The sequence below is a fragment of the Rhizobacter sp. genome (genome assembly GCF_035702065.1).
In the GTDB taxonomy this organism is placed as follows: Bacteria; Pseudomonadota; Gammaproteobacteria; order Burkholderiales; family Burkholderiaceae_C; genus Rhizobacter.
This window is the reverse complement of the sequence record NZ_DASSRA010000165.1, coordinates 1-13034: the sequence shown is the minus strand read 5'-3', so window position 1 is coordinate 13034 and position 13034 is coordinate 1. Positions and strand designations below refer to the sequence as shown.

The window sequence follows — 13034 nt, the reverse complement described above, 5'->3', positions numbered from 1 at the left end:
CGGGGTGCCCTCTTCAATGACGATGCGCTGCCCCAACACGCTCACGACGCCCGCGCCGGGCAGGGCCTCGATGTTGCCGCGCAGCAGGCTTTCGTAGACCAGGCGGGTGGCCGTGCCGGCGTTGCCGCTGGGCGCGATGCGGCTGACCACGTCCACCACCATGCCCACGCGCAGGTCGGCTTGCGTGCGCCGGGCGACGCCGTCCACCACGATGTCGGCTGAGCGCACGTCGAAGTGGATGCCGTTGACGACGACACTGCCGAAGCCGTTGACCACGCCGGTGGTGTGCGTGTCGGGAGGCGTCATGCCTGAGCCGTCTTCGCCGACGCCGCCGCACTGGGTGAAGAACAAGGTGGCCGTGCAGGCGAGCAGCAGCGAGCCAAGGCGGTGGGTCAGCGGCTTCATGAGGGTGTCTCTCCGGGAGGGGGCGGCGCGGCTTCGGCCGGCTGCTCGAAGTAATAGATGCCCAGCGTGACGCGGCGGGCGCCGGGCGCCGGCGGGCTGTCGCCGGCGTCGTTGGCCATCAGCAGCGTGCGGGCATCGGCCAGGGTTTGGAGGCCGCTGTCGCGCAGTTGGGTGCGCACGGCGTCGACCCGCTCGGCCGGGATGTTCTCGGCGAACACGCGGCGTTGCAGGTAGGCCTGCTCAGGCGGATGGCTCAGGTTGTGCTCGATCGAGCCGAGCATGTCGGCCGCATGCTGGCCGAGCAGGGTGATGCGGCTTTCGTCGGCGGCTTTGGGGCCGTAGCCGCCCGGGTCGAGCGTGTAGCGGCCATCTTCGCCGATGGTCACGGCGCCGGCGTGGCGCAGCTCGTCGAGCACGGCGCGCGCGGGCATGTCGCCGCTGTGTTTGCGTACCAGCAGCGCGAACTGCTCGCTGTCGAGCGGGGCGGGCACACCCTCGGGCCCGTTGTGCTCGTGGCGCCAGCCGGCGACGACCTTGGCCGCGCGGTTCATGGTCTGCACCAGCTCGGCGGCGCCATCGCCCGCGCTGCCCAGGGCCTGCAGGCGCGCCACCTCCTTGCGGTGCAGGCCGGTGATCACCGAGATGCGCGAAGCCGTCTGCTTGCGGCCCTGCAGCGCGAAGTCGCGCTGGGCCACGTCCACGTACGCCCGGCGCGCCAGCTCGGCGAACTCATCGTAGGCCAGGCCATGCCGCAGCAGCACCCGGACCAAAGGTCGCAGCAGCTGCATCACGGCGTCATTCAGGGCTTGGCGGATGGGCATTCAGGGGTGCGAACCGGGGTGCAGCGAGGTGGCTGCAATTGTTTACGAAATTTGGCGTCAATTTCCCAAAATTCTATTGCATCTCGGAAAAGATGGGAATAAATTCCCAATATCGCATCTCTGAACCCCTTGAAAGGATCGTCATGAACACTGTCTTGAAACGAGCGCTGGCCGGTGTGGCGGCTTGTGCGGTGGCCCTGCTGGTGGCCTGCGGCGGTGGGGGCTCGGACTCCAGTGCGCCGAGCGACGCGGCCTACCAGGGCACCATCGGCGGCTTTGGCAGCGTCATCGTCAACGGCGTGCGCTTCGACGACCGCTCGGCCACCATCACCATCGACGACAACGCGGCCAGCGTGGGCGCGCTGAAGCTGGGCATGCGCACCGAGATCATGGGCAGCGTGTCGGACGACGGCGCCTCGGGCGTGGCGCACAGCGTGAACATCGACACCTCGGTGCGCGGCCCCGTCGCCTCCATCGACGCCGCCAACGGCCGCTTCCAGATCCGCGGCATCGCGGTGCAGGTCGACGACAAGACGGTCTATGAAGGGGCGAGTGGCCTGGCCGCCCTGAAGGTGGGCGACTGGGTCGAGGTGCACGGCTCGGTCGACTTCGCCAACCGCGTGGTGCAGGCCACGCGCGTGGAGGTGAAGCCGCCACAGGACATCGGCCGCATGGTGCTGTTCGGCAAGGCCACCGCGGTCACCGCCACCACCTTCACGCTGGGTGACCTGACGGTCAACTACGCCCAGGCCCGCCTCATCGGCTTCGACGGCGGCGTGATCACCGAAGGCGCCGTGGTGCGGGTGCGTTCGCAGACCGCGCCGGTGAACAACGTGCTGCAAGCCACTGTGGTCAAGGCCGTGAAGGCGCCGCGCCTGCTCGACGGAACGCCCGCCGCGGTGGAAGGGCGCGTGCAGCAGTTCAAGAGCGTGTCTGACTTCCTGGTGAGCGGCACGGCGGTGGACGCGAGCAACGCGAGCTTCGAGCACGGCAGCGCGTCTGACCTGTCCGAAGGCAAGCGGGTGATCGTCTTCGGCACGCTGGCCAACGGCAAGATCCTGGCCAAGAAGGTTCGCTTCTTCCGCAACGAGCAAGACGGCGAGATCCGCCTGATCGGCATGGTGACAGACTATGTCTCGGCCACGAGCTTCAAGGTGCGCGGTGTCGCCATCGACGCCAGCGCGGCCGAGTTCAAGGGCGGCGATGCCGGCCAGCTCGCCAACGGGCGGCTGGTGGAGATCGAAGGCCAGAGCGCGGGCTCGGTGGTCAAGGCAACCGAGGTCAAGTTCATCGACACGGCCGTGGGCAACAGCGTGCTCGTCGGCCTGGTGAGCGACTTCGTCTCGACCAGCGACTTCAAGGTCGGCGGCAAGGCCGTCAAGGTGGCCGGCGATGCGCGCTACGTTCATGGCACGGCGGCCGACATCGTCAACGGCGTCACGCTGTGGCTCACCGGCAGCACCGATTCAGCGGGGGTGTTCGTCGCCCAGCTGGTCATCGTGTCGCCGAGCCCGGTGATTGGCAGCACCCAGGCCGCGGGCCTGGTGTCCGACGTGGGCACCGATGGCTCGTTCAAGCTCAACGGCACCCTCGTCACCACCTCGGCCAACACGCACTTCGTGGGCGGCACCTCGGCCAACCTGGTGGCGGGCACCTGGGTGGTGGTGACCGGCCGGGTCACGGCCGGCGTGCTGGCCGCCGAGATCGTGGCCTTCCCCGACCGCTCGGGCGACGACAGCTGCAAGGCCTTCAAGATCGAAGGCGTGGTCTACGACTACGTCTCGGCCAGCAACTTCAAGGTGCTGGGCATGACGATCGACGCCAGCGCGGCGAGGTTCGAAGACGGCAGCGCCAGCGACCTGGCCAACGGCAAGGTCATCGAAGCCTGCGGCAACGAGCTGCCGGTGGCGGGCGTGCTGACGGCGTTGAAGGTCGAGTTCGAGGGGCCGCGCTGACCGGCTGATCCTTCGCACCCTCTGACCCTTGGCCCCCGTGCGTTTGCGCCCGGGGGCTTTTCCTTTTGTGCACCAAAGCGTTGCGTGACGCAGGTATCGTTTTTGCACCATGTGCCGGGGGTTCGTCCCCGAATGGCGCCGGCGCCCAATCCACGAGAATCGGCGGTCACACGTGCACTTGCCCCCGTTCATGCAGAGAAAGCTGTTGTCCGGCTACGCCGCCCTCGAAGACCGCTACGACGAGCTGCTGGCGGCCCCGGGCGAGCCACGCCCGCATTGGGATGCCTTCCTGCGCTCGCTGGCCGAGCGTGAGGGCCCGGGCATCGGCGACAGCCTCTCGCTGATGGAGCGCGAGATCCGCGAGAACGGCATCACCTACAACGTCTATGCCGACCCGCAGGGCGCCGACAGGCCCTGGGCCGTCGACCCGCTGCCGCTGCTGCTGTCGCCGCGCGAGTGGGAAGAGATCGAAGCCGGCATCGCCCAGCGCGCCGAGCTGCTCAACCGCGTGCTGGCCGACATCTACGGCGAGCAGACGCTGCTCAAGAGTGGCGCCATCCCGCCTTCGGTGATCTTTGGCCACAGCGGCTTTCTGCATCAAGTGCAAGGCATCCGTCCGCCCAACGGCGTGCACCTCTTCAACTACGCGGCCGACCTGGCGCGCTCGCCCGATGGGCGCTGGTGGGTGGTCAGCGACCGCACGCAGGCGCCTTCGGGCGCGGGCTATGCGCTGGAGAACCGCCTGGTGGTGTCGCGCGTCTTCCCGCAGCTCTTCCGCGACCTGCACGTGCAGCACCTGGCCTCGTTCTTCTCGCAGTTGCGCGAATCGCTGCTGCGCTGGGCGCCCAAGGGCGATGGGCCACCGCTGATCGCGCTGCTCACGCCCGGCCCCTACAACGAGACCTATTTCGAGCACGCGCTGCTGGCACGCTACCTCGGCTTCGCGCTGGTGGAGGGCAGCGACCTCACCGTGCGCGACGGCCGCGTGTGGATGAAGACCGTCGAAGGCCTCAAGCGCGTGCACGCCATCATGCGCCGCCAGGACGACGACTACTGCGACCCGCTGGAGCTGCGCTCCAACTCCGCGCTGGGCGTGGCAGGCCTCACCGACTGCGCGCGCCGCGGCACCGTGATGCTCGCCAACGCGCTCGGCTCCGGCGTGCTGGAGTCGGGCGCCTTGCTGGGCTACCTGCCCAAGCTGAGCGAGCAGCTGCTGGGCGAGACGCTGCGCCTGCCCTCGGTGGCCACCTGGTGGCTGGGTGAACCGGCCGCGTTCGAAGACGCGTGGAAGGGGCTCGACAAGGTCATCATCAAGCCGCTCGACCGTTCGGCGCGCGAGCCTGCGGTGTTCGGTGCCGACCTCTCGCACGACGAGCGCGTGCTGCTGCATGCGCGCGTGGCCTCGCGGCCGCAGCGCTACGTGGCGCAGGAGTGGGTGCACGTCTCGCAGGCACCGGTGCTCGAACGCGGCGCCGGCAGCAACGGCGACCAGCTCAGCGCACGCACCGTGGGCCTGCGCGTGTTCGCGGTGGCCACGCCCAACGGCTACCGCGTGATGCCGGGCGGCCTCACGCGTGTGGCCGGCGATGGCGATTCGCGCGTGATCGCCATGCAGCGCGGCGGTGGCTCCAAGGACACCTGGGTGCTGTCCGACGGGCCGGTGAATGCCTCGTTCTCGCTGCTCTCGAGCACCGTGTCGGCCGACGATCTCGTCACCTCGCGCGGCAACGTGCCCTCGCGCGCAGCCGAGAACCTGTTCTGGTTCGGGCGCTACGGTGAGCGTTGCGACGCCTCGGCGCGGCTGCTGCGCGTGGCCATCGCCACCGTGTTGGGCCATGCCGATGTCAACGCCGACGACCTCTCCGAGGGCCTGGTGCCGGTGCTCGCGCTGGCGCGCCGGCTGGGCCTGATCGACTCCACCGACAGCCCCGGCACCGAGCTGCTGCGTGCCGCCACCCACCCGGAAGAGAGCTTCAGCGCCTGCCTGCGCCAGCTCTCGCGCGTGGCCTTCAACCTGCGAGACCGCATGTCGGCCGACAACTGGCGCACGCTCAACAGCCTGATCGCCGACCCGGTGTTCCAGCGCGGCTGCTCGCTGCCGCTGGCACTGGGCTGGCTCGACCGCGCGGTGACCTCGATGATGACGCTCTCGGGCTACGTGCTCGACGGCATGACGCGCGGCACCGGCTGGCGCTTCCTCTCCATCGGCCGGCGCATCGAGCGCCTGGCCAACCTGTGCCTGGCCCTGCAGGTGGCCACGCACGAAGGCCGCGCCGGCGGGCTGGAGTGGCTGCTGGAGCTGGCCGACTCCACCGTCACCTACCGCTCGCGCTACCTGGTGGCCCCCGAGTGGCTGCCGGTGCTCGACCTGCTGGTCCGCGACGACACCAACCCGCGCTCGGTGGCCTTCCAGGTCAAGGGCCTGGTGGAATATGTCGACAAGCTGGAGCGCGCGCATGGGCGCTTTGCGAGCGACGTTCTGGCCCCGGCGCACACGGCGCTGCTGTCGCTGCAGCCGGCCGACCTGCACCCCGAGAGCGACGCGCTGGCCGACGTGCTGGAGCAGTTGCAGCGCGTGGCACACACGGTGTCGGACGAGCTCACGCTCAAGTTCTTCTCGCACGCTGATTCGCGCAGCGTGCTGTCGTTGGTGGCATGAGCATGCGTGCGGGTGAGCGGGGCTTCGATACCTCAGCCCGAACGGCCGAAGTGTGTTCGAGAGGTTTCGCACGCCACGGCCCGCTCAGGCTGAGGTATCGAAGCCCCGCTCCCAGCCCGGCAGCCCGACCTTTCCAAACCCCATGACCTCCGGCGCCCGCTACACCGTTGAGCACGAGACGCGCTACGTCTACGCGGCACCCGTGTCGCAGTCGTGGCAGCTCGCGCGCCTGACCCCGCGCACGCTGCCCTGGCAGAAGCTGCTGTCGTGTGCGATCCAGATCGACCCGCCGCCCGACGAGCGCCACGATGCGCCCGACAGCTTCGGCAACAGCATCACCCACTTCGGCCTGCACGGCGCGCACCGCATGCTGCGTGTGCGCATGCAGTGCCACGTCGAAGTGTCCGACCGCCCGGTGGCCGAGGCCACACCCTTCATGCCCTGGGAGCAGGTGCGCGCGGCGGTGCACGAGCACCCAGACCTCGACGGACTGGTGCCCGCGCGCATGTGCGAACCCACGCTGCTGGTGCCCTTGTCGGAAGGTGCTCGCCTCTACGCATTGGAGTCGCTCACGCCCGGGCGCGACTGGCTGGAGGCCGTGACCGACCTGATGCAGCGCATCCACGCGCACTTCGAGTTCGACCCCGGCGCCACCACTGTCAGCACTTCGGTCGACGAGGTGCTGCACCAGAAGCGCGGCGTCTGCCAGGACTTCGCCCACCTCATGCTCGCCTGCCTGCGCGGCCACGGCCTGCCGGCGCGCTACGTGTCGGGCTACCTGCTCACCGATCCGCCCGATGGCCAGCCTCGTTTGATGGGCGTGGATGCCTCGCATGCCTGGGTGGCCGCCTACTCACCCGAGTGCGGCTGGGTGGAGTTCGATCCCACCAACAACCAGCTTGCCGACCGACGCTACATCACGCTTGCCTGGGGTGCTGATTTCGCCGACGTGGTGCCGCTGCGCGGCGTGATCCTCGGTGGCGGCTCGCAGGAGATGGACGTCTCCGTGAGTGTCATCCCAAGCTAGATCTCGGCTTGAAAAAGCGCCACTAGTTCACACCCTCGAAAGTCCCTCCCTCGACCTGCGGGGTTCCTTCGGGGGGTGCTCCCTCGCTATTGTTCAACCCAAGGGTGGGATGGTTTCGCAGACCTGGCTTGCGCACACTGAATGCACAGCCACAAAGCAGGGAGCGAACAGATGGCGAAGATGAGTTTTCACATGAAGTCGACCGACCAACCCCAACCACGCCGCACGGATGCGGCCCCGGCCGAATGGACGGGCACCGGCTGGATCAACTCCAGCTGGGAGTTGCAGCACGGCCTGGAAGTCACCGAAGACCTGCCAGCCGACGACTGGCCTCCCAACTCCTTCCTGACGACCTTGCCGCTCAAGCGCAACGGCTGAGCGCCGCTGTGTCATGCCGGCGTCATGGCCGGGCGCGAGCATGGCGGCTTTCGCCTGCCGCACAACGACCATGACGCTGCTTTCCGACCGCCAGGACGTGCGCCACCGCATCGAGGCCGAGCTCATCGACGGCTATGACGAAGAGCTGGAACTCGAGATCGAAGACCGTGTCGGCGACGACGTGTTCGATGTAGCCGACGTGGCCTCGCCTGCCAACCCCACCCGCGCCGAGCGCCAGGCCTACTTCCGCGAGCTGTTCCGCCTGCAGGGGGAGCTGGTCAAGCTGCAGGACTGGGTGGCCCACACCCGGCAGAAGGTGGTGATCCTGTTCGAGGGGCGCGACGCGGCCGGCAAGGGCGGCGTGATCAAGCGCATCACCCAGCGCCTCAACCCGCGCGTGTGCCGCACCGTCGCGCTGCCCGCACCGAATGACCGCGAGCGCACGCAGTGGTACTTCCAGCGCTATGCGGCGCACCTGCCGGCGGCTGGCGAGATGGTGCTGTTCGACCGCAGCTGGTACAACCGCGCCGGCGTCGAGCGGGTGATGGGCTTTTGCAGCGACGACGAGTACGAAGAGTTCTTCCGCTCGGTGCCCGAGTTCGAGCGCATGCTGGTGCGCTCGGGCATCCACCTGGTGAAGTACTGGTTCTCCATCACCGACGAAGAGCAGCACCTGCGCTTCCTGAGCCGTATCCACGACCCGCTCAAGCAGTGGAAGCTCAGCCCCATGGACCTGGAGTCGCGCCGCCGTTGGGAAGCCTACACCCGGGTCAAGGAAGTGATGCTCGACCGCACGCACATCCCCGAGGCGCCGTGGTGGGTGGTGCAGGCGGTGGACAAGAAGAAGGCGCGGCTCAACTGCATCCACCACCTTCTCTCGCAGTTCGACTACCACGAGGTCGAGCACCCAGAGGTGGTGCTGCCCGAGCGTGTGCGCAACCCGGAGTACCTGCGCCACCCGGTGCCGCCGGAGATGATGGTCCCGGCCGTCTACTGAGCCGCACTCGTCACGCGAGCAGGGCCCGCAGCACCTGCTGCGGTTGCTCCAGCGGCAGCAGGTGGCCCGAGTCGGCGACTTCGATCACCCGGTCGTGCGGGCGCAGCGCCTGCCAGCGGCTTGCATCGGAAGCCTTGAACACGGCGGACGACTGGCCACGCAGCAGCGTGATCGGCGGCAGCGGCCGGCGCAGCAGCGGCCACAGGCTTTCGGGTGTTTCGTACAGACTGGCCTCCCACTCCGTGCGGAAGCGCAGTTGCCAGCCGCCATCGGCTGCTTGCAGGCCGTGGTGCAGCACGTCGGCCAGTACCTCGTCGCTCAGGCGGGCGTACCAGCGGCGCGCGCGCTCCTGCGTGAACGCGGCATCGAGCGTGGGCCAGTGCGTCACGCGGCGGAGTGCCGCGCTCGCCATCGGGCCCTTGCGGCGCACACTCGCCGGCGCGTGGCGCAGCAGCAGCGCGGCCCAGGCAGGCAGGGCGGGCGGGTCGATCAGCACCAGGCGCTCGAAGCGCTCCGGCCGCTCGGAGGCTGCCATCAGCAAGGCGACCGCGCCCAGGGAGTGGCCAACCCCGATCGTGGGCCCGGGGCGCGCGTCGACCAGCTCACCCAGGTCGCTTGCGATCTCCTGCCAGGCTCCGGTGGGGGCCCGGCCGGTGCGCAGGGGCTTCAGGGCGGGGGCTTCGACCTCGAACCGCGAGCGCAGCGGGCGCAGCAGGCATTCGTAGGCACCGGGGGTGAAACCGTTGGCGTGGGCGAAGAAGAGGCGGGTCATGGCGGGCTCCCAGGCTGCTTCGATGGGTGCAGTCTGGATGCCCGCCGCGCTGCGGCGAAGCAGCGTGCGACGGCGTGCGGCTGGGTGTCGCGAAGCGTCCGCTGGACGGCGCCAGCGGTCAGCGGTCGATGCGGCGGTGGATCAGGCCGATGGCCTCGCCCAGGTCGATCACCGCCATGGCGTAGTAGCTCGACCAGTTGTATCGCGTGATGGCGTAGAAGTTGGCCGTGCCGGCCACGTAGCTGGGCGCGGCGTTGTCGCCGTTCTGCAGCTCGACCAGCGCCAGCTGGCCGGTGAACTCGCGGCCCGCCGCCGGCAGGCCCGCACCCTTCTCGGCGAACTGCTGGGCGGTGAAGCTGGGCACGATGTCGGGCTCGAGCAGGGTGGCGCGGTCGGCCGGGTCGACCGGCACGGCCACGTCGAAGCGCGTGGGCATGCCGCGCTGCCAGCCGAACTCGGCGAAGTAGTGCGCCACGCTGCCGATCACGTCGGCCGGGCTGCCGTGCAGGTCGATCTTGCCGTCGCCGTCGAAGTCGACTGCGTACTTGTTCCAGCTGCTGGGCATGAACTGGCCCATGCCCATGGCGCCGGCATAGCTGCCCTTGAGCGACAGCGGGTCGATGTTCTCGCTGTGGCACAGCACGAAGAGCTGCTCCAGCTCGTCGCGGAAGAAGGCGCTGCGGTCCTTGCGGCCTGTGGGGAAGTCGAACGACAGCGTGGCCAGCGCGTCGATCACGCGAAAGCCGCCCATCTGCCGGCCATAGATGGTCTCGACGCCGATCACGCCGACGATGATCTCGGGCGGCACGCCGTACATCTCCTCGGCGCGCTGCAGCCACTTTTCGTTCTCGCGCCAGAAGGCGAGGCCGCTCTTGATGCGCAGCGGCTCGACGAAGCGCGAGCGGTACAGCGCCCAATTCTTGGCCGTGCCCGAAGGCTGCGGCATGATGAACTTGGCCACGCTCGGGATGTAGCGCGACTCGGCGAGGCGGGCCTGCACCCAGGCGGCGTCGAGCCCGCGCCGCTCGGCCAGCTCGGCGCCGAAGCGCATGACGTCGTCGCGCTGGCCGTAGGTGACGACGTCGGGCGCCTCTTCCTTTGTGGCCTTGGCTGGCTTGGCTGTCTTGGCATCAACGGCGCAGGCCAGCAGCGCCACGGAGAGGATGGGGGGCAGGAATGTGAAGCGGGTGAGGCGGGACATAGCCCGCATTATCGAGCGCTGACCTGCGCCTCGCGCCGCAAGGCCCTCGCTTCATTGCGCAATGCGCGCATCCATTCGGCCGAGGGGCGCTGAAGGGCAGAGCGCCCGTAGCGCTGCTGGTCAAAGACCTGCAGCAACCCGACCAGCGCCTGGCCGCGCGCGCCGAAGCGCTGCGAGACCTGCGCGGCGAGCGAGCGCGGCGGCTCGTGCGCCAGCGCCTCCAGGCCAAGCGGGCGCAAGGCCTTGCGCAGCTCCTGCGCCTGGCGCTGCCACGGGTCCTGGCGATGGCGGTCCCACCAGGCCCAGGCGGCACCCAGCAAGGCCAGGCCACTCAGGATGCCGATCAGCAGCAGCGCGAGGTCACTCCAGCTCGGAGACTGGAACCCGAGCTGCTTCATCAGGTCGAGCTGCTGGCCGCGCGAGTAGTTGAGCACCCACTGGTTCCAGCGGTTGTTGAGCGACTCCCAGGCGTCGCGCATCTGCGCCAGGAACTGCGGGTTGAGGCTGTTGATGGCCCCGGCCACCACACCGGGTGCGGGCGCGAGGTTGCGGCTGCGCACGATGCGGTCTGGCGCCACGGCGGCCGTGGGGTCGGCGCGCACCCATCCCACGCCTTCCTGCCAGTACTCGGCCCAGGCGTGGGCGTAGCTCTGGCGCACGACGAAGTAGCCGTCGACGGGCAGTGGGTCGGCCCCCTGGTAGCCGGTGACGACGCGGGCCGGAACGTCGAGCGCTCGCATGATGAACACGAAGGCGGCGGCGAAGTGTTCGCAGAAGCCTTCCTTGCGGTCGAGCCAGAACTCGTCGATGGTGGCGCGCGGATCGGCCTCGCCGTACTCGCCCGGCGCGAGGGTGTAGGTGAAGCCGCCGGTGCGGATGTGTTGCATCACGGCGCGCGCCAGCGTGGGTGCATCGGCACTGGCGTAGCGCGGGTCGCCGCCCAGCTGCTCGGCCCAGGCCAGCGTGCGCGGGTTGTAGCCGGCGGGCAGCTGCACGTTCTCGCGCAGGCTGCTGTCGCGCTTCACGGGGCCGTGGTTGAAGCTCGTGTGCGCCGTGGCGTTGAAGCGCAGGCGGTCGAACACCGGGCGGTTCACGCTCCAGGCCAGGTCTTCGCGGCGGAAAGCCTGCAGTTCGGGCGGCGGGCTGGCTTCGGTGGTGGCTTCGAGCAGGGGCAGCAGCGGCAGGCGCAGCGCCTCCAGCGTGACCTCGTAGCGCAGTGCCGGGCCCTGGGTGCGCAGCTCGCTGCGCGGCGGGGTGTAGGCCGAGTACGAGGCCGACCAGGTCTTGCCGTCGAAGCGCGTCAGCACCGGGCCGCGGAAGTACAGGCTCCCGGGCGGCGGAGCCGCGTCGAGGAAGCGCACGCGCATGGCGATGGTGTCGTCCTGTGCGATCTCGGCCACGCTGCCCATGCGCATGGTGCTCGACAAGCCGGTCTTGCCCACGCCGTCCTGCGGCACCCCCCACAGCGGCCCGATGCGCGGGAACAGCACGAACAGCAGCACCATGATGGGCGCACCCAGCAAGGCCGTGCGCAGCGCCAGGCTGCTGGCCTGCCGCAGGCTGGGCTGGCCGACCGGCATGTGGGCCAGCACCAGGGCCGTGAGCAGGCCCCACACCGAGGCCAGCATGGCGGCCGCCACCAGCAGCGATTGCGAGAACAGGAAGTGCGTCAGCACCAGGAAGAAGCCGAGGAAGAACACCACGAAGGCGTCGCGCCGCGCGCGCAGCTCCAGCGTCTTGAGTCCCATCAGCACCACCGCGAGTGTGATGCCCGGCTCCTTGCCCAGCAGCGTCTTGAACGACCACAGCGTGAGGCCTGCCGCCAGCGCAAGAACCGCCACCAGCAGCCAGCGGCCCGGCAGTGGCGCATTGCTCAGCGCGAGCTGCGCGCGCCACAGCAGCACGACGGCCGTGAGCAGGCTGCACCACAGCGGGATGTTGGGAATGTGGGGCATCACCGTCCAGGCAATGACGCCGAGCAGGAACAGCGTGTCGCGCGATTCGCGCGGCAGGTTGCGCCACGAAGGCAGGGTGATGTTCAACGCCATAGCGCCAAGGCCTCCAGGCAGCGCTTGCGCTGGCCATCGCCGTGGCCGGGCGCGATCTCATCTCCCGGCAGGCGCAGGCCGTAGTCCGCTGTGGCGCGGTCGGCCACGAGCACCCAGGCCGCGAGGCGCGAGAGGCGGTCTTCCGGTGCGAGACCGCCGCATTGCTGCCAATCGAGCCACAGCTGGTGGTGCACCGAGGCGCTGGTGTCGCGGCTCACGAGCTCGCCGCCGGTCTCCAGGCTGCGCGCGGCCTTCTTCCAGACCACCAGCTTGAGCGCGTCGCCGCGCCGGTAGCCACGGATGCCTTCGATCTCGCCGCCGTCGGTGCTGCGCTTGGCCGTGGGGCCGCCCGGTGTGGCGTGGGCCGGCGGCAGCGGCGCGGGTGGCTGCTCGGGCCTGGGGTAGACGAGCACCTGCGCCGCCGGCCGCCACACCGACCAGGCGCGAAACAGCCCGAGCGGAAAGCGCGTCTCGGCGCTGATGGCCGGCACCTCGTGCCGCCCGCGCGCTTGCGGCACGAAGCTCACCTGCGCGCTGGCCTGGCCGCCTTCGGGCACGTCGGTCCAGCTCAGCGTGGCCGCTGGCGTGGCCTCCATGCGCAGGCCGATGCCAAAGCGCGCGCGGCCGGGGCTGGTGAGCGTGATGTCAAGCAGGGCGGGCGAGCCGGCGAACACCGCTGCCGGTGGACGCAGGTGCATGGTGAGGCCGCGCAAGGTGTTGTGCGTGACGTGCATCGACACCACGCCGCTGCCCGCCAGCAGGAAGGTGAGC

The 13034-nt window shown here is 69.5% G+C and carries 11 protein-coding genes; 5 read left to right on the top strand and 6 right to left on the bottom strand.

Annotated elements, in window-relative coordinates; translation table 11 throughout:
• Together VFL64_RS07835 and VFL64_RS07830 are read right to left on the bottom strand one after the other, a co-directional pair.
• Positions 1-405, bottom strand: a 405-nt coding sequence (locus VFL64_RS07835) for a hypothetical protein (protein ID WP_489539816.1), incomplete at its 3' end; no start/stop codon positions are given.
• On the bottom strand, positions 402-1226 hold the full coding sequence (locus VFL64_RS07830; RefSeq protein ID WP_489539815.1) for a DUF6502 family protein: 825 nt from the start codon (positions 1224-1226) through the stop codon (positions 402-404). The genes VFL64_RS07835 and VFL64_RS07830, both read right to left, overlap by 4 nt.
• A gap of 143 nt (positions 1227-1369) precedes the next feature.
• Between VFL64_RS07830 and VFL64_RS07825 the strand changes: the two genes are divergently transcribed.
• From VFL64_RS07825 to ppk2, 5 genes are all read left to right on the top strand, one after another.
• Positions 1370-3181, top strand: a complete 1812-nt coding sequence (locus VFL64_RS07825; protein WP_489539814.1) for a DUF5666 domain-containing protein — start codon at positions 1370-1372, stop codon at positions 3179-3181.
• 190 nt (positions 3182-3371) lie between these two features.
• Positions 3372-5840 (top strand): circularly permuted type 2 ATP-grasp protein, encoded by a 2469-nt coding sequence (locus VFL64_RS07820; protein WP_489539813.1) that lies wholly within the window; start codon positions 3372-3374, stop codon positions 5838-5840.
• A gap of 142 nt (positions 5841-5982) precedes the next feature.
• Positions 5983-6867, top strand: coding sequence for a transglutaminase family protein (locus tag VFL64_RS07815; protein WP_489539812.1), 885 nt, complete (start codon positions 5983-5985; stop codon positions 6865-6867).
• Positions 6868-7059: 192 nt separating this feature from the next.
• Positions 7060-7245: a hypothetical protein gene (locus tag VFL64_RS07810; protein ID WP_489539811.1), complete on the top strand. Its 186-nt coding sequence runs from the start codon at positions 7060-7062 to the stop codon at positions 7243-7245.
• Positions 7246-7315: 70 nt separating this feature from the next.
• Positions 7316-8242 (top strand): polyphosphate kinase 2, encoded by a 927-nt coding sequence (gene ppk2 / locus VFL64_RS07805; protein ID WP_489539810.1) that lies wholly within the window; start codon positions 7316-7318, stop codon positions 8240-8242.
• Positions 8243-8252: 10 nt separating this feature from the next.
• Here ppk2 and VFL64_RS07800 read toward each other — a convergent pair whose 3' ends face one another.
• The 4 genes from VFL64_RS07800 to VFL64_RS07785 form a co-directional block, all read right to left on the bottom strand.
• Positions 8253-9014, bottom strand: a complete 762-nt coding sequence (locus tag VFL64_RS07800; RefSeq protein ID WP_489539809.1) for an alpha/beta fold hydrolase — start codon at positions 9012-9014, stop codon at positions 8253-8255.
• Between the two features lie 118 nt (positions 9015-9132).
• Positions 9133-10215 carry a lytic murein transglycosylase B gene (gene mltB, locus VFL64_RS07795; RefSeq protein ID WP_489539808.1) on the bottom strand — a complete coding sequence of 361 codons (1083 nt, stop codon included), beginning with the start codon at positions 10213-10215 and terminating at the stop codon, positions 9133-9135.
• 8 nt (positions 10216-10223) lie between these two features.
• On the bottom strand, positions 10224-12263 hold the full coding sequence (locus VFL64_RS07790) for a transglutaminase TgpA family protein (protein WP_489539807.1): 2040 nt from the start codon (positions 12261-12263) through the stop codon (positions 10224-10226).
• The coding region (locus VFL64_RS07785; protein WP_489539806.1) for a DUF58 domain-containing protein at positions 12254-13034 on the bottom strand (781 nt) is incomplete at its 5' end. The genes VFL64_RS07785 and VFL64_RS07790, both read right to left, overlap by 10 nt.